Source organism: Clostridium sp. FP1, from assembly GCF_011065975.2.
GTDB lineage: Bacteria > Bacillota > Clostridia > Clostridiales > Clostridiaceae > Clostridium_AD > Clostridium_AD tagluense.
The window spans coordinates 1,475,815-1,494,451 of record NZ_JAAMNJ020000001.1 but is presented as its reverse complement, the minus strand read 5'-3'; the positions used below and the strand labels follow the sequence as shown (position 1 = coordinate 1,494,451).

Here is an 18,637-nt window from a genome sequence, read left to right as displayed (position 1 = left end):
CTCCTATTTTCTCCTACTCCTTGTTTTAAATTTATTACTAAGTTTAAATAATTACTCTAAGTAAGCTTTCCATTATTATCATCCTCAGCAACATACTTATCAGAAGCTACTTTTGAGCTTGAATTTTTAGAGTTATCTTTTATATTTGCACTTTTATTGATAAATGCATTTTGAGATTTTTCATAATTTTTATATTGATTTTCTGTTGCATAATGCTCCATAGGTTTTAATATATTTCTATTAGTAAATTTATTATCTTTAAATCTCATATATTTAAATTCGGGATTTTTCAAATCCTCTTCTTTTAATCTACTAATACTAAAACTCTTTAACCTGCCTTCATTAAAATTCACTTCTACATCTTGTGTCATCATATAAGTTATAAATTTTTCATGATAATTTTTAATTTTATCTTGAAGATTACTTATATCATTTTTTTCAAGATTTAACATTTTGAATCTACTTTCTGAATCAATTTCTTCAATACCTAATATATTAAATTCCACTTTTCCAAATCCATAGGGCTTACCTTGTCCAAGATTGTCTTTTGCATTTTCAAAAGGCTTAATAGCCATTAAAAGTAATCCTAATTCATCTTCATGAAGATTTTCAAAATATATTTTTCCTTCAAAACATGACCCTTCACTTATAGGTGTTAATTTTGCAAACTGTTTTTCTGGCAACGGCTTACCTTTACACGATTGATTTACAAAATCATCATTTCCATCATATTTGTTTTTCAGCCAATAAAACTTCTGTCCCCTAAGCTCAAAATCACCCGCATATGTTTTCAAATTCATTTTGTCAGTTTGAGGCTGATTTAAATATAACTGAAAAGAACTTAATTTGGGTGACATAAGACTTTTATGAACTGTTTCTTCAAATCCTTTGCTTACAACTATCTTAGCATTAGCAAAGCTCACTCTTCCCTTATATGCACAATTTTTCTCTTTACCATCTTTTTTATATTTAAAATTAGTAAATCCAAAAATACTTTGAGCATAGTCAAGTTTAGGTTTATCTGTTTCCTCTATTGTTTTTATACCTTCACATATTGATTTTTCATAAGGTATTTTTAAATAAGGTGTAAATCCAAAGGCTGCTACTTCCTTGTTTTCATCTAATATATAAAATACTGGCTTGGTTTCCGATTCATTAGGTAAATGAAATTTATTTGCTATCTTTCTTTGTCTATATTCTACACTAGTATTAAATTGATTAATTATTTTATTATTTATCACTTTGGTTTTAGCATCAGAATCTCGTTGATAAATTATATAATGATTCTGTTTATTACCATTACATATTTTATTTGAGTTCATTAAAAAACCATATTCCTCTTTGCTACTATATCTTCTTATGTCTTTAATACCATTATCATATAAAATATTACAGTAATATGGATCAAAACTATCTAAGCTATTTCTTTTTAATAAATCAATTATTTCACCTTGGATTTTACTCTTTTCATATACTAATCCTTTTTTAATCTCTGTTTCTTCTTCAGGTAAATCATTGATTTTAGTATTTACATTTTTCTTTTCTTCTTTTAATTTATAAAATAATTCCCATAATGGTTTCTTTGTTTTACTATCATTCAAATCATACATAAAAATTGTATTAGCAAGCCCATCCTTTATTTTAAATTGTTGGTTTCTTAGTATACTCTCATGTACTATCGCAAAACATTTATCATTGAGTTCTTTTGCTGGTATTATTTTATAATTATTCTTTTGTTTTATTAAATAACCAGCCTTAACTTTATCATTGATTTTAGAATTTTCATTAGGCAACAAAAAATTTTTATACATGTTTTTCAATACATTATCACTAAAAGTTCCCCTATACCAAAGCTTAGCATCATCAATAAACTCTGGGTAAGAACAAGATAATATCTCGGCTGTACTTCTAATCTTCCCCCTTATTGTACTTCCTGGTATGACATATTCTCCATTTACTTTAAAAAATTCTTCCTTACCATCACCTATGAAAAGTGGTGTTTCCACCTTAATTCTATATTTTACATATCCTGTTTTAAGATCTTTTCTGAATTTATTATGAAATACCACTTCTTTTTCATTGCTCTCACTGCATATTTTCACTTCACCATTTACCTCAATAAATTCATGTCTATAAACAACCTTTTCTTGGAATGGTATAAAATTATATGGAGCCGCTGCATAATTATATTGATCATTACACATTTAAGCGTTCCCCCCTTTTTTTACATTGTGAAGCTTTGTATATTTCACATAAGCTTGTCCGTCATCATTGTCGTAGCCTAAATAATGTCTTATTACTAATTTATCTATTCCAATATTATCTTTAAAAGGTGACTTATGTTTATTTAAAACTTGTTCTTCCTCTACATAATCATTGCTGTCACTTACATATTCAAAAACAGAAAAACTGCCTTCCTCTGTAGACATAATAGAAATCTCCATATTTTCATTGAAAAATTTGGCTTCTATTAAATCATCAAGCTCTTTTTCTATATCATTTTCATTTTTATACTGAACTAATACTAAATCACTATACGTATTTATCCATGCAAATTTTGCTTGGCTGATTTTAATTTTATTTATCAGTTCCTCTTTATTTAAAATCTTCATACTTTCACCTTCTGTTCATTTATTGTATTTACTATTTTATTGAATTCTTCTAAGTCACCTTCTAATATATCTCCCTTAAATTTAACTTTATAACATTTATTATTTCCCTTGTTTATTGTTATTGACAAACCATTAAATCTCCCACACCCTACATTGTTACCACTTCCTACAGTAACATATCCCAAACCAATATCTCTAAATGCAAGTATAAGTAAAGCCATAATCTTTTCATCATATTGTTTTAGCCCTACTTTAAATTCCACTGGTGTTTCCTCTGGTATTATAACTAATTTATCAGCAAACACTTGACCATTCATTACGCTTCCTGTAAATCTATCAATCTTTATACGATTATATACTTCTAAAACATTGTGCTCAATTTGACAATCGTTAAATACTAAAATTCCTTTAATCGCTTTACCCTTTTCAATTTCATGTTTTTCTTTAGTCCCTCGTCCAAATTTTTCATCAAGTTCAATTGTATTTTCACCTAATGTTTCATATATTTTATAGCTGTAATTTCTTACTATTCCTTTTATAGTTGATGATGGTATTATAAATTTGTCTTCACCATTAATTTTTTCATTATGAGATTTGCCTATTATTTTAGTTTTAGTTTTATCTTTGTTTTTTTCATTTTTGATTTGTTCTTCATCACTTTTTATAATAAAACCATCTTCACAATATCCTTCAAAGATTATTTCACAACTTGATATATGTTGTTGCATTTGTGTTTCACACAAATTATTCTTTAAAATGCTAGTATATTCAAGATATTCATTAAGACTTTTTTCTTCTAATAAATCATATTCCATGCAGTAATACTTTGATTGCTGTATAGATTTAAATTTTCCAAATCCAAAAGTTGACTTACTTCCTATAGATAATAGGCTATTAGATATGCGCCAAATAAATTCTTCTACATAACTGCAAAGTTTTTTATAATTATCTTCTAATAAGTTTAATCCTCTAACTTCAAAAGTAAGATTGAATTTTTTACCTTGAGATATATGATGTTCTTGATATAAATGTTCTTCCATTGCAACCCCTAAATTTTTATCTATTTTTATATGTGTTCTACATACAAAATCATCCTTCATAATTTTTTCTGTAGACATTGCATCAAAAAAATAAATATTTGATATATTTTTTTCTGTTTCAGGCGGAAATACAAGTTTATATCTGGCATTGTCTTCATCCAATTCTTTATCTTTCATCAAAAACTCTCTAAATAATCCTGCCAATGTGGTTCCATTAATAACAGCATAATTATTTGATAATAATATTCCACTACCTTCTTCATCTCCATTACCTATTCTAAACGGTGAAATATTTTCCACCTCAACTAAATATCGCTTAATTTTGTTTACTGTACTACACATCATCTTCACCTCTCTTTGACGCTTTTAAAGAGTAATATAATTTATCTCTTACTACCTTTAACAGTACATATTCATATGAGTAAGGATTCTCAATGTTTTGTAATATACCTTGCATAATATTTTGCTTTTTATCCTCTGCAAGTCTAACTAAATTGCCTATTGTGTAGTTTTCACTAATTCTAACATTACGCAAATTCATATTGTTTTTATTTTTTTCTTCATTTTGACTTATTACACTTAGTTTATCAAGTTCCTTCTCAAATTCCTTTATAGGCTCTTCTGTTAAAAGACATTTATCTATAATTGAAATTATATTATTAATTTTACTATTACTTAATTTTTCCAAGTCTTTTGAGGTTAATTTATCATCAATACCCTCTGCTATATATTTTTTAATTGCTTTATTTGTTAACATTTCATTTCTATATTTCTTTATAGTTTGCAAAAACAAATCATCAATTTTACTAGCACTGTATGTATCATCATTAATTACTGCTTCCTGCTCCACATAATAGATTTGTGTTGCATTGAAAAAATCCGGATTAATAATAACCCTCCCAAGTCCATCTAAGCTTCTATCTCCATGGTGCTTTTTCATAAAATCATTAACTTTATCTTTACAAAGCCTATTACACTTCTCAAGTCTAATAACACTACCTTTTTCAATTCCAGTAACTTGCGGTAGCATTGATTTCCACTTATTATTAAATCCAGTTATAATTACAGGACTAATTTCGTGTTTTTGTCTTACTTTTGCTAATTTAACATTTAAATTTTCTTTCATATATTTTTCTGAAAAATTTGATGTTATTTGATGTTCATCATCTCTTAAGATTGCATCTGATAAAAAATAAATATCAGTATTTTTTTTATTAATATTTGCTTTTAAATAAACTAATTTATCTTTCAAGCTTTCAAAATCTTCTACTAACTCAATATTACACATTTCTGATTTCCCATAACCTGATGTTCTTGAACCACCCAAATATAATATTCTATTTTCGTTTGTTAAATTATGTAAATTGTTTTTCAAATCCTTATCTATACTAGAAACATTTATTATCCCGTAGAATTTCTGTTCTTTTGAAATTGATTCATATCTAAATATGTTTTCCTTGTCTTTTTCTTGTGTATGATGAAATCTATAATCTTTCTTGATATTAAACTGATAAAGTTTATTAGCTTGGTAATAAGAAAATTCACCTTTTTTAAGTTTTATCACCCTTCGCTCATCTTCTATTTTCTTATTTTCAAATACTATAGAATATTGCTTTTCATTGTAAATTTTGCCATCATCCTTATCAATATCCTTTGTAATTCTATAAATATTAGGTGTTGGAAAGGAATAATACTTTTTTTCTTCTTTTACAAAAACTGGATATGCATCGTAAAACTTTACTTTTTTCAAAAGTGTATTAAACCCTATATTTTTATCAGCATTTTGTGGTTTTATGTTGTTATACTTCAGGTACTTACTTAATAATGCTCCCCTAATTGTAGACCCTGAAATATAGGATTTACTTTCTTCATAATCATATTGAGATTGGCTATCCCCGATTTTAATTGGTTCTTTTAAATTAATTTCATAAAATATATATTCAAAATTTGCTTCATTAATTATATTTTCATTAATTGTATCTAATTCTAATCCACCAAGTTCTACTTTTACTAACCCTTTTCCACGACTTTTGTTAATGCCTAAATTTTTCAGAGCTTTTGTTCCTTGTTTTAAAAATTCATACTCCTTTTCGCTTAATGTTTTTTCTGTTTCAATATATCCTGTAAAAATCAATCCTTTTTTTAGAACTCTTGCAGCTCTTAAACTTTTATCTTTTGATACTCCCTCTTCCACTTTAATAGAAAATCTAATATCTGTTAAAGAATCTACTATAATATCCTTTTTGTTTTCAATATCTCCTGAAAATAATGCTACTATTGATTTTTCAAGATAGAAATTAGTAAATCTTACTTCTCCTTCTACTTGTTCACCTGCATCTTTATCCGATTCCAGTTTTTTAATATAATCATATGTTCCAAAAATTTGTTGCATTTTTGTTTTAAAATTTCCATCGTTTTTATTGTCATAATAAGGTTTTAATATATTAATAATTGCATTTTTTAAATAGCCCTTAAAAGTTTTGCCCATTAAGTATGGGAATCCATTTTCATCTAATAGTATCTCAGTATTCACTATACCATTTTTCGATTCACCGTTTCCAAATATTGTTTCTGATATTAATTCTATACTAATAGGGTACCTATTCATTATTATTTTCTCCTTTCAAGCACACATATAAATCAACTATATCTATAGCATCATACATAACTGGCCTTAAAGTATTTATATCATATCCGCCTTCAATCTTATCTTGCAATCCATATTTCAAAGCAAATAGCTTAGCATCTACTTCATTTGAATTCATACTTCTAAAGAAGTTTTTTAGATTGCTTTTTATATCTGAATTACTAATACTATTTAGGATTTTATCAAAGTGTTCAAAATTATATGAAACAATGTTTTTTAACTGTGGTAATTTTTCTTCTTCAACTAATTTATTTAGAACTTTAGTTGCTTTTTTAGAATTATCATTCAATATTATATAAGGTCTAGCTGTTAATTCCTTGGTACTTATTTCCGACAACTCGCTAGAGCTATCACCTCTGCTTACTTGCCAATCAATTAATGAAGCATCATATTCAATTTCATTATCCTTGCCTTTTACATCATCAAAGCATTTTTTAATTTTCCTTAATCTATTTTTCGAGTTTTTTTCTAAAGAATTAGCGAGTTTTACAGCTCTAGAAAAAGGATAATTTCTTTTTACTATTGCCACTCCAGCACTTGTAGTAAGGTTGTACTCCTTTTGACCAAATTTAAGTTTTTGCTTATTTATAAACTCCGTAAAAATTCTAGTAGCTTCTACTGAAATCTTACCATTACTTATAAATGTAATATCATCACCTGCTAAAATAATAGGTCTAAGTGGTATAATTTTACCCTCTTTTATAAAATTAATTTTCTTACAATAATTATTATAATTAGTTATTATCACCTTTACAGTGTGAGCAAATGCGCTGAGATAGTTATCTTTTATTTCTTCTGTTAAATCATTAAACTTCTCAATGTATTCCAAATTGAAATTGTATATTCCTTTACCTTTATTTATACTTTTGTTAAGATTTTCAATTTTTTGCCCCATACCATTTCCATCAATACATGCAATTCCTATATAACTACCCTCATTCTTTTCACCTGCAATAATATCAAGTTCATCGGTAAATTTAAAACCATTAATTGTTTCCTTTTCTATTAATTTTTTTTCTATAAGTATATCCATGTAATCCTTGTTTTCTATTTCAATCTGTGTATCTTTTTTATTATCTACTTTTAAGTTATATTCTTTTGTTTCATCTTTCGATCTATTTTCTTCATATACTGCATTATAAAAGTCTAGTTTATCACTAGACTCTTTTGAAATAATTCTTCCTTCACGTATATATCCAGCTGGTTTTCTAGTATTAGGACATATTTTTGTTAATCCATAGCTAAGTCTTTTGAATTGATTTTTTCTAGTTCCTTTCTTTTGTGTTAATAAATCTTCTATTTCATCATACAAATCAGTTATATATTTTTTTTCAATATCAAATTCTTTTATAACAATCAAAAGCTCAAGTCCATCAAAATATCTCATTACAAAACTGCTAAAAGTCTTATTAAAATCAATAGCATCATTTTTATCGTCAAACCTAAACATAGCATTTCCGCCAGCTTGAAATAATATATTACCGTCATTTTCTCCATCAAATATCTCTGTTGATTTTCCCATTTTATTTAAAATTTCCTTGCCTAACTCTTCTGTTACAAAACGTATAACCTCTGATGCACCTATTATTTCTTTAAGTCTATTACTTGAGAATATATATTTTTGTTTACTACCAATATCTATTTTAACTATGTAATAATCACTCAATCTTATGCCTCCCTCTTAATATTTAAAAGAAAAATACCGTTTTATTCAGTTTATTCTACTTCCAATTTTAAATTTTACTTTTAAGTAGAATCTTCAAATTCAACTTAACCTTTTTAATCTACCCCAAAGTTCATATTTACTTTTGCCATTAAAATTATGCTGATATACAAACACATTGTTATTTGATAAATTTGCACCAATCATAGCTGCTATACTAACAGGAGCTGCTATAAATAAATGAATTTTATCTACTCCTTTTCGCTGTAGCTTTGTTTTTTTATTTTCAATTTCTTCAATTAATGAACTAATATGTTTCGAATTTATTTCTCCCAATTTTTCAACTGCAATAATTTTGTCATTAGGTATATCTTTATAACCCTTTCTTTGACATAACCAAAATTTTACTTGATTTTCTATATCGTTTTTTCCTATGCTTATTATTAAAACTCCTGAATTTTGAGATACATTTTTTCTTATTTTTTTAAAATCAATCCACCTTTTGAATTTACTAAATTTCATTCCTAAAAAAAATGTAACTATTGGTGTTCCTATCGTCACAACACATGAGAATTTGTTTATGCCATCCCAATTAATCATCTATATCACCTTTCATAAAACATCTTATCTTACACTACCAACCCTATAACATCAGCTATAGCTGAAAAACTAGTTCTTGCGAGTCCTCATTATTCTGAACTAACATACCCTTATACCTTAGTAACTTTATTCCTTTATATTTTCAAAACACTAATAAATTTATTTTGTTACTACTGTCAGGTGAATATTACTTCTACAAAATTCATACATGTACATCTTTACAAAACCTATTATGTATATTGTACCATATAATCCATTTATGTCTTTATATATTCCAATATTTTCATTTGAATAGAATAAGAGCTAATAAAGTAATTTGTTTACTCTACTAACTCTTGCTGTTTTAATAGTTCTATTTAGATCACATGTTAAGGTTCAACGGAAGGTTATAGTTACAATCTTATTTTAGAGTGCTTGTTTAAATACATCCCATGTTAAGGTTCAACAAGTTGTGGAAATGATGAATGAATATATAAAAATGACGTTTAAATACATCCTATGTTAAGGTTCAACGTTGTAGAACTTTGGGCATGACCTAAAAGGCTTTGGTTTAAATACATCCCATGTTAAAGTTCAACGAAGGTAAAGTTAAAGATTTTAAAGTTGAAGATACGTTTAAATACATCCCATGTTAAGGTTCAACAGTAGAAAAATTATCTAAAGAACTTAAACAAGAAAGTTTAAATACATCCCATGTTAAGGTTCAACTTTTCAGATTCAGAAACAAAAGAAAAGGTAGAAACGTTTAAATACATCCCATGTTAAGGTTCAACGTCCCTCTGAAAGCTTGGAGTATTTCATCAGCACTGTTTAAATACATCCCATGTTAAGGTTCAACAAGAATACCAATTGATGCAACATTTCAAGCAAAATAGTTTAAATACATCCCATGTTAAGGTTCAACGCCAAAGAATTTCAAATGTAAGTTTTGGAATCGGGTTTAAATACATCCCATGTTAAGGTTCAACCAATGCAATTAAGCCATTCTCTAAAATTATAATACCACTAAGCGGTTGAAATATCAATATTTCAAGGAGATTTTACCAGCCGTTTAAAAAAATCAGAAATTCTATATAATTACTAACTTAAAGTATTGTTCCTATTGGATTTAAGGTTAGCATTTGTTTTTAAACGGTTGGGGAATTCTTAGTTTCTCAAAATTATAATATTGTAAGACTTTATATTTTCTATATTCACAAAAAAACATCTGTTTTTCCAACTCTATATTCCTTCAATGAAAACTTCAAAAATAATCACTTCATGGGCAGCGCCAAATATTTGAGGCTTAAGAAATTAAATAACTTTTCAAATTTACATCAATGGAGTTAGATGTGAATTTATAAATACATTTTATTAAATTCAAATTTAACTCCTGAAAACAATCCTCATCAAATTTACCATTTATAATACTATTTTTTATAATACAGGGTTTGAATTTATTTAATATTTTATCCACTGCACAAGCGTCTCCATTATGTGCCAAAATAAATAATTCCTGAAATTCTCTATCACTCATCTATATTCCTCCTAATCATTTTTAGCGATCAGCTCCATCATTTTTATAAGAGTATTGTTTAATTCATCAAGTTTTTTTTCTACTCTAATAAGCAAAAATCCTGTAACTGCAATTGGAAATCCTATATTGGTAACCATAGTGTAAAAATCGCCCATTAACGCACCTCCATAAGTTCATTTTTAAGCTTATTTAAAGCTAAATTCTTACTTTTATTTATTGACTGGCGGCTTATTCCAAGCTCATTTATAAGCTCATTTTGTGATTTATTAAGCACCATCAACTTATATATTATTTCTTTCTGCCTATCTGGAAGTTTTTCAAGTGCATTTAAAAGACCTGGACTCTCTATTGTTTTTTTGAAATCTACTTCTTCACCAGGTCTTGAAATTTCCTCTGTAAAGTCTAATTCCTCAGCTGAAATCCTACTTATTCTCTCCTCTTCAGACCCCTCACTTTTAACATTTAAATTTAATATTTCTCGGTTATCATTCTTGACTTTCTTTTCTTTATATTTTATTGAATAAAAAATCATGCTTTTATTTACATAACTAAGAAATCTTAATTGAAACATATACACCTTAAATTTCATATCTAGTTCCTCTAAAGCTTTTTCATCATTATATAATTTAAATTTAATAAAAAGAGCTTCATTTTCCTTATCTTTATTTATAAAATTTTCTATTATAAAATTCATTTTATCCCCCTTACTAATTATAACACATGTGCGAACTTATGTTCGTGTTGCAGATAAAAAAAAGCGAGTATTTATAAAAAAGATATTTATATCTCTTTTCACTTACTCTTTTTATGCCTCTTATTTTTCAAAAAACTTTTTGTCATTTTCATTTACGTGAATTTTTTTCTAAAATAATGTGACCTAACAAAACAAACCCTACCGATAATTTGCTCTACCTTAACTTGTCCTACTTTATTACTACGACTGTCTAAACTATTATTTCTATTATCACCCATAACAAACACATGATTTTTTTTAACTATTTGAATGCCTTTATCTCCATATGTTTTCTGATTATAAGCGTAGGGCTCAAATATAATATTATGATTTCTATATACGAAACCTTTTTTCAGTTCAATTATTTCTCCTTCAGTAATAATAATTCGTTTAATTAAAAATAAGTTCTTCATTTTAAAAACTATTATATCTCCATCCTTGTAGTTACTGCGTTTTTTTACTATTACTATGTTTCCATGGCTGAAGGTAGGAAACATAGAGTTTCCCTCTATTTTAATAACATGAAAAACATTTTCAAAATACCCGCGTAGTAAATAACTTAAGAATAAAACAAATATACTTATGCATAGGTTCATTTTCTAGCCCCCTTGTTAGACTGTAATTATATATACAAGGGACATGCACCCTTGTATTATGCATGTCCTTTTTATATAGAGAAACAATTTCGTTAAACTGCCTTTAGTACATTAATAACTGGCGCTGGGTTTTCATCATCTGGAATTCCCACAATACTACTAAAATCAACTTCTCTCTCGTAAGTAGTGTGTTCATCATTAATCCATTCTTTAATGTCCATGTCAAAGGCTGTTTGTCCATTTACAAACACTATCATGTGTTCTGGGTACCAGTCATGTCCTAAGCTAGATTCAAATTTCTCTTTTCTAAGATAGATCTTTTTAACTGAATTAGGTGCTACATCCTTTCTCAATTTATCCATATATAAATAGAATTTATCTATATTACCTGATTCAAAGTCATTTACTGTTATTCCATAATTTTTTCCGTTATCTAAACTCCATTCTTTTTTTGTACCATCTTTAAGTTCCATGCCAAAGTATACATAATCATCAGTTCCCGTACCAAAATCAGTTAAACGATTCTTGCCTGTTGTAATATTAACAGTTAGATTACTTATTGGAGAATCACTTCTTCCCACATCTAAATTCCATCTATCCTTAAATACATCAAATATTCCTTCTTCAGCAGATGTAAGCATTTCTATACAACGTTCGAGGGCAGAATAAAATGCATTTTCTAATCTTGATATTCTATTATTACTTGATAAGAATTTTACGGCTTCGTCATACTCTGAATATTTATAGCCTACCCCTGTTTTTAATCCTAAGTTTAACACTGTTGCCCAGTTTCTGGCTTCTGTTTCACTTGGTGCATCGCCATGAATTTCTCTAGATGATTGAATCATCACATCAAAAGGAATTTCACTTGCATCTGCAAAAAGATCTGCTACTCCATTTTTATAATCCTCTGCTAAATATCCTCCCATATTAACCCAAAGATAAGGTTCTGCTGCTCTTTCTAATGCTATATGCAAAGGTCTTCCTTCAGGCTTATCAAGATAAACGCCACATTCAGGATTAACAAAAATTCCATGACAGCCTAAATCACCACCAACATGTGTTGCCCAACCTGCTGCAAAAGCAATCTTTTTTAAATCTCCACTTTTTAATGCATTCTGAAGCTGCCTTGCTGTTAAAGATCCTACTTTAAAATAATGATATGCAGATGACCATGGAGAATAACCAAAGATTTCTCCTGGTTGTATTAATCCTAGATCTGGTCCATTTGCACCCCATGCTGCTATCTTAGGATATGTTTCTAGAGCCTTTCTTATAATACTGTCCTTTTTCAGTCTCTCTGTTGTTTTTTTCATTAGTATATAGTGGCTCACCGGTTGAAATGCGTGAGCCTCCTCTTTCTTAATTCCTGTAACCATAATTAACATTGATGCTACTATTAATAAATTTATCATAAAAATATCCTCCTTCTTTTTTATAAATCATTTTGAATCTTTGTAGTAAACTTGCCGGCTTATTTGCTCTACACTATATAAAAGCGTTTCAAGTCTGAATTTGACAACCTTAACTGAAAAATATTTTTTTATGGATAAAATAACCATAAAAAAATAGAGTTAAAACTATGTTAGTTTTAACTCTATTGCTAATAATTCACCTTCATTAATTAGATAAACTTCTCCTTCTATACACACTCATAATAATACCTACAGATAGCATATTTATTAAACCTAAAGAGCCGCCATAGCTTATAAACGGAAGCGCAACCCCAATAATAGGGAATAGATTCACATTCATTAATATATTCGCTGTAAATTGAACCATGAATATACTAATTAGTCCACTTATAAGTAATCTGCCATAATTATCTCTAACATATTTTGAAATATGTAGCATTCTATATATAAAAGAGACAATAATAGTAATAATAACCGCAACTCCAAGCCACCCCAAAGTGTGTACTATATAATTAAGCACAAATTCTGATTGCAGTCCAGGTAAATTTAATAATTTTTCATTTGTAGAAAACCCATTTCCGAAAATTCCAGAGGTATGAATTATTTTGTATATCTTTACATTTAAATATCCCGCTCCTTCTGGATCAGAGAATGGGTCTAAAAAAACCAAAAATCTTTGCATTCTATATGTTTCTAACCAAAAATAAAATAGAACACAAAAAGTATTAAGTGCAACAATATAAATTGCATATCTTTTCTTCATATTAGATTTAAGTGCTAAAACTATAAATGCAATAAAATAAATTCCACAGTAACTTAATCCCTGGGCAGAAAACATAAAAAATATTGGAATACCCAAATACCCTGTAGCTTTAATTAAATTTATTTTTTTGTTCCAGTCATAGTTATTGAATATACCTGCAAGTGCAATTACAAATACATATAAACTAATTGCTTTAATATTAAATGTAAAACTTCCCACACTAATAAAAATGCTTCCATTTATAGGATTCCCTATAAAAAATGATAAGATAAATAATAAACACATTCCTATAAAAATATAATTAGAATACTTTTGAAGTTTCCTATAATCAAAGAAATATAATACTACTATACCTGCTGTACCAATAGCAGCATATAATAAGCTATGATTAAATAAATAATCACTACTTCTATATGAGCTTTTATATTGCATAAGATACATCAATATAACCCCCGTATTTACGAGTACTATAGTTAAAATTAATGTAATCCAATCTGGTGTTCCTTTATGTGCTATGTTTAGCTGCTTACCTACGATATCGCTATCTCCCATTCGAGAAACAGCCTTACTTCCTGCCTCTGCTTGTGACATTCCACTTTCAGAATATTCATCTACGATATCCTCAATGTGCGATGATAACTCCGCTTTTATCTCTTTATGAGCTTCTTTATATTTCACATAGGAACAAACATAATCTATATATTCATTTATTTTAGAATTATCTCCTACCCCCATACTATAGCCTCCCCTAACATTTTATCAACTGCTAATCGGAAAGTTGTCCATTCTTCTTTTTTTTCCTTTAAAGATAATATCCCTTCCTCAGTTATCTTGTAGTATTTTCTTTTGCGCTTTCCGCAGCCTTCCTCCCAATATGCCTCTACTAATCCTTTTGCCTCTAAAGTGTGTAGAATGGGATAAAGTGTCCCTTCTTTTAATGTAAATACCCCATTTGATTTCTCTTCCATTTCTTTTACCATCTCATAGCCATACATTGGTTTTTTATCAATTAATTTCAGAATAAGAGTTACCGTACTCCCTTTTAAAAGTTCATTATTTATTGACATGTATTCGCCTCCCTCATATATCATTAACTGTTACCATTTATACCTATTGTTTCTATGCATCTACTTCCTATGTACTATCATAACACTGTTCCACATAATGTCAATAAGCATTAGAATTTTTATTTTCTAATGCTTATTTAAAAATTTTCCCGGAAGAGTCAAGTAGCTCTTTATTTAGTGCATGTTTACTGACCCTTTTAATGTTCTATTTTCTACTGCCCAAAAATGCTCTGACTGCTTATTAAAAATGTAATCTGTGAAAACTAAACTTGCAGTTGTAGATTTTACCGTTGTAATTCTAAATTGTTTATAGTCCATTAAATCATATGCCCAAAAGTCTAATTCTCCAAGTTGAATGTAATCATTGAATAATACAAATTGCTTTTTACCTTTATTAACTACTAAGCACCACTTATTTCTATTATTTGAATTTATTATTTGTCCCTCTTTGGACATTGTCACTTCTCCAAATAATTCTATAGTTTCATTTACCTTATCTTCATCTATATCAGCGCTTACTTTCTTAACAAGAGTCATTCCCTTTGTTTCTATGGATTTTTCTTGTGGGTATATTTTCTTTATACTTTCAATATTTTTATTGCCCATGTTATCCTTTAAGCTTTCATATAGCTTTATATCATAAGGCACCTCATTATTAATACAAAATAGTCTATATGCAAAAGGATACTCAAAACTATCTTTACCTTCTCCCACAATAATTTTATAGGAATGTTCAATTACACCTTTGTTTAAATCTATTATCCTAGTTTCATTAAATTCCTTGTTTTCAAAATTATCCATCCCCTTAACACTTGTTTCCACTACATACCCTTTATATTTCTTTTTATCCTTACTGTACTTTTGCTCATATTCATCAGCTGTAATCTTAGAAATTGCAGTATATTCTTTTCCCTTATATTGAAATTTTTCTTCCCATGTATTCCCTACCTTCAATGGAGCTTTTAAAATTATTTTATTTGGTATTATGCTTCCTAAAGTAGTTTCTTCTTTTGTCTTATTAGAAATAACCTCAACCACACTATCACTCTTCACTGTATATGTTAATGTAAAAGCTCCTACTTCTCCATTTTCCCCCTCTGATATTAGTCCTACCCCACCGTTATTGTACCCATCCATTATAATATTTACGCAATTATTTGCTTTATCATATTTAGTTGCCTTATATTTTAAAATATGTCCATATTCAATTGGGCCAATGTATGTCCATATGCTGCCAAATTGCTTATCATCTATCTTAAATAATTTTCTTAAATCCATTTCATCCACACTTGTTTTTATGTCAACTTCATTTTGATTTTTATTAGATTTTTCACTTACTTTAACTTGTTTTTCTAATCCTTTTAGATCTTGATTATCATTTTTAAATCCACATCCAAAAAGAGTTAGGGTCATAATAAACAATAAAATTGCTAATTTTTTTTTCATAATTCCTCCTAATATAAAACATAACTGTATACTATATTTTACCATATAAGTATAACTTCAACTATGAATACTTTTTTAGTATTCTATTGTTTTATAATGTTTAATGAATTTTTTACCACCCTTATACGAATTTTTTCTCATTATAAAATACTATTTCCATCACTTAATGCAAAAATTATTCATTATGATTGTTTATTATTTTTTCATTAATATATAATCAAAATATGCAGAAGTATATTCCTTATCATCTATTTTTCTTTTAATTAATCGATTTTCCTTATAGATAACTTCAAATTTTTTAAAGCATTGCTCAATTTCATTTTCCTTGTAATGGCAGTAAAACACTTCTTCATTGTCTTCAATTTGTATGAACTCACCTTCACCTACTTGTATGCCTTTTCTAATTGTTCCTTATATATTTCATTTCCATAAGTTTTGTATCCAAACTCATAAAATAAAGAAAGCGGTGGATTAGAACCACCAGCACCACAATCAAGAATATTTTTTTCCAATGAATTGGTATTACAGTATTTTAAAAAGTTATATAACGGAAAAGCAGATATAAGATTATGCATATTTTAGCTTCGCTCCCTATAATATCTCCTGTATCATGTGCTACACCGATTGATTTTACTTATTTTATACATAGACTATATAGACTACATAGAATCTATGTAGTCTATATTTAAACTATTTTATGATTATAATTAGTACGTAATTTATGAAGGATACGACATGAAATATTTATTTAATTATATTAATAACATTATGCAAAAATTATTTTTTTCTTTTTAAGCTTACAAGTATTGATTTTTGCATATGTAGTAAATTTTCTTTTGCTTTATAACCGATAAAGTAATTAGATTTTATTACCTCTTCGAGTATCTCGTTTCCCCTGGTAAATGGTGGACATGGACTTACAATACAATCTTTATTTGCGATTTTTATTTTCTCTAAATTAATCTGGTACGGTAGAAATTTTTTAAATTCCACCTCATTCTCCTTATTTATTGGCCAACCATCCGTCAATATAATATCAGAAGAGTTCAACCCTTCACTAATATCATTTGTTACTAGTATTTCCCCTTTAGAGTTGGTTTTAGCATATTGATATAACTTCTGATTGACTTCATAACCTTTCGGACATATCTGCGTTAAATTTAAGTCTAATTTACCTGCAACTTCAAACCAAGTATTGCAAATATTCGCTCCTTCTCCAACAAAAACAAACTTTAAATTATTTAAATTTTTTCTTAGCTCTCTAATTCCCTGCAAATCACTTAAAATCTCACAAGGGTGACTTTGTTTCGACATAGCATTAATGACTGAAAAATCTGCTTGCTTTGCAATTTCTTCTATAACATTTTGATTTGGATTTCTAATAACCAAATAGTCTATCCAACAATTTAAATAACCAACTTTGTCTTGTAAAAGTTCCTTCCCATTAAAATCAATTTCCATATTTATTGAATTTGCTCCTAATTGAAATATCCCTGTTTCAAATGAAATTCTTGTTCTTAAACTTGTTGATGGAAATGATGTTATTACAGTCTTATTTTGCAATAGCTTATAATCTTCCCCTCTTTTATGCTTCTCCTTTATTTCATCTGCAAAATCTAATAGTGCTATTATCTGGTTTTTCGTTAAATTCTTGATACTTACCAAATCTTTTACCATATATAATTCCCCTTCTCATAAATATTAAATGCAATGGTTTTACTAATGAGACACTATATTTTACGGGTACGACATTTAAATCTGTTGATATAACTTTCCTCTAATATTTAGATTCACCATATTAGAGATGTATCTGGCATTATAATTTTAAATAATATTATTTTTCACCAAACTGTCTATAAAAATGAACAGTTTGTACTATTTCAAAACCTAGTGATTCATATAAAGAAAGTGCTTTAGTATTCCATTCTAAAGCACCAAGCTGAATAAGCTTTGCACCTTAGCTTAATGCCTTATTGATACCAAACTGAGTAGCTTTCTTTCCATATCCTTTTCCTTAATAAGATGGGGTAACCATTATGAAGTCTAAGTTTCCATCTTCTACAAAGATAGATGCAACTAGCTGTTCATTCTCAAATAAAACATATATAGAATCCTTGCTTTTTAATCTATTTTCTCTATCTTGCTTACTAGTAGGAATAACATATGGTTGTATATCATTTTCTTTTCTTAGCTCATAAAAGCAATCTTTCACAAGCGTTACGTATTGATCATAGTATTTATCTTCATAAGGTTCAAACTCTATATCTACATTAGGCTGAATTATTCCTCTATAATATAGTTCATTGTAGCCAAACCATTTTTTATAACCTAGCCTTTTGTAGAATGAAGTTTCCTTGTCTTTGTCCACACTAAACTCTGTCAATAGAAGATTTGGCTTTATTTCTTGTAAATACTTTGACATTTCATTATATAAAGCTGTACCATTTCCTTTTCTTCTTGATGGAGCTTCTACATATAAATTAACGTCGTATCTTTTAGTTTCTTTGTTACATACGCTAATATATGCAAAGCCGCGTAT

Annotated in this window: 18 protein-coding genes and 1 CRISPR repeat array; all 18 genes read right to left on the bottom strand. The window is 28.0% G+C overall.

The window, feature by feature from the left end:
- Window positions 1–56: 56 nt before the first annotated feature.
- Window positions 57–2,204: a TIGR03986 family CRISPR-associated RAMP protein gene (locus G9F70_RS07285; protein ID WP_164947524.1), complete on the bottom strand. Its 2,148-nt coding sequence runs from the start codon at window positions 2,202–2,204 to the stop codon at window positions 57–59.
- On the bottom strand, window positions 2,205–2,612 hold the full coding sequence (locus G9F70_RS07280) for a hypothetical protein (protein ID WP_164947523.1): 408 nt from the start codon (window positions 2,610–2,612) through the stop codon (window positions 2,205–2,207).
- Complete coding sequence (locus tag G9F70_RS07275) at window positions 2,609–3,997, bottom strand: RAMP superfamily CRISPR-associated protein (protein ID WP_224617460.1); 1,389 nt, start codon at window positions 3,995–3,997, stop codon at window positions 2,609–2,611. Before G9F70_RS07275 ends, G9F70_RS07280 begins: the two co-directional genes overlap by 4 nt.
- Window positions 3,987–6,260, bottom strand: a complete 2,274-nt coding sequence (locus G9F70_RS07270; RefSeq protein WP_164947522.1) for an RAMP superfamily CRISPR-associated protein — start codon at window positions 6,258–6,260, stop codon at window positions 3,987–3,989. The genes G9F70_RS07275 and G9F70_RS07270 overlap by 11 nt, the downstream gene beginning before the upstream one ends.
- Complete coding sequence (locus G9F70_RS07265; protein WP_164947521.1) at window positions 6,253–7,965, bottom strand: Cas10/Cmr2 second palm domain-containing protein; 1,713 nt, start codon at window positions 7,963–7,965, stop codon at window positions 6,253–6,255. The genes G9F70_RS07270 and G9F70_RS07265 overlap by 8 nt, the downstream gene beginning before the upstream one ends.
- Before the next feature lie 99 nt (window positions 7,966–8,064).
- Window positions 8,065–8,562 (bottom strand): SAVED domain-containing protein, encoded by a 498-nt coding sequence (locus tag G9F70_RS07260; RefSeq protein WP_164947520.1) that lies wholly within the window; start codon window positions 8,560–8,562, stop codon window positions 8,065–8,067.
- Window positions 8,563–8,912: 350 nt separating this feature from the next.
- Window positions 8,913–9,530: direct repeats of the CRISPR family, unit length 30 nt; unit sequence GTTTAAATACATCCCATGTTAAGGTTCAAC.
- Between the two features lie 317 nt (window positions 9,531–9,847).
- On the bottom strand, window positions 9,848–10,078 hold the full coding sequence (locus tag G9F70_RS07255) for a helix-turn-helix domain-containing protein (protein ID WP_164947519.1): 231 nt from the start codon (window positions 10,076–10,078) through the stop codon (window positions 9,848–9,850).
- A gap of 11 nt (window positions 10,079–10,089) precedes the next feature.
- Window positions 10,090–10,233 carry a YvrJ family protein gene (locus G9F70_RS07250; RefSeq protein ID WP_164947518.1) on the bottom strand — a complete coding sequence of 48 codons (144 nt, stop codon included), beginning with the start codon at window positions 10,231–10,233 and terminating at the stop codon, window positions 10,090–10,092.
- A complete protein-coding gene (locus tag G9F70_RS07245; RefSeq protein WP_164947517.1) occupies window positions 10,233–10,772 on the bottom strand; it encodes a sigma-70 family RNA polymerase sigma factor in 540 nt (179 codons plus the stop codon). The genes G9F70_RS07250 and G9F70_RS07245 overlap by 1 nt, the downstream gene beginning before the upstream one ends.
- 152 nt (window positions 10,773–10,924) lie before the next feature.
- Window positions 10,925–11,407: a signal peptidase I gene (gene lepB, locus G9F70_RS07240; protein ID WP_164947516.1), complete on the bottom strand. Its 483-nt coding sequence runs from the start codon at window positions 11,405–11,407 to the stop codon at window positions 10,925–10,927.
- A gap of 92 nt (window positions 11,408–11,499) precedes the next feature.
- Window positions 11,500–12,822, bottom strand: coding sequence for a PLAT/LH2 domain-containing protein (locus G9F70_RS07235; protein WP_164947515.1), 1,323 nt, complete (start codon window positions 12,820–12,822; stop codon window positions 11,500–11,502).
- A 205-nt stretch (window positions 12,823–13,027) separates the two neighbouring features.
- On the bottom strand, window positions 13,028–14,320 hold the full coding sequence (locus G9F70_RS07230) for an FtsW/RodA/SpoVE family cell cycle protein (protein ID WP_164947514.1): 1,293 nt from the start codon (window positions 14,318–14,320) through the stop codon (window positions 13,028–13,030).
- The gene (locus tag G9F70_RS07225; protein ID WP_164947513.1) at window positions 14,311–14,652 is read right to left on the bottom strand and encodes a PadR family transcriptional regulator; all 342 of its coding nucleotides are present in this window, start codon (window positions 14,650–14,652) and stop codon (window positions 14,311–14,313) included. The genes G9F70_RS07230 and G9F70_RS07225 overlap by 10 nt, the downstream gene beginning before the upstream one ends.
- Before the next feature lie 174 nt (window positions 14,653–14,826).
- The gene (locus G9F70_RS07220; RefSeq protein ID WP_164947512.1) at window positions 14,827–16,098 is read right to left on the bottom strand and encodes a hypothetical protein; all 1,272 of its coding nucleotides are present in this window, start codon (window positions 16,096–16,098) and stop codon (window positions 14,827–14,829) included.
- Between the two features lie 195 nt (window positions 16,099–16,293).
- Entirely contained in the window at window positions 16,294–16,443 is a 150-nt protein-coding gene (locus tag G9F70_RS07215; protein WP_224617459.1) for a hypothetical protein, read from the bottom strand.
- Window positions 16,444–16,481: 38 nt separating this feature from the next.
- Complete coding sequence (locus G9F70_RS07210) at window positions 16,482–16,673, bottom strand: hypothetical protein (protein WP_224617458.1); 192 nt, start codon at window positions 16,671–16,673, stop codon at window positions 16,482–16,484.
- A 202-nt stretch (window positions 16,674–16,875) separates the two neighbouring features.
- On the bottom strand, window positions 16,876–17,775 hold the full coding sequence (locus G9F70_RS07205) for an ornithine carbamoyltransferase (protein ID WP_164947511.1): 900 nt from the start codon (window positions 17,773–17,775) through the stop codon (window positions 16,876–16,878).
- 337 nt (window positions 17,776–18,112) lie between these two features.
- Window positions 18,113–18,637, bottom strand: a complete 525-nt coding sequence (locus G9F70_RS07200; RefSeq protein ID WP_224617812.1) for a GNAT family N-acetyltransferase — start codon at window positions 18,635–18,637, stop codon at window positions 18,113–18,115.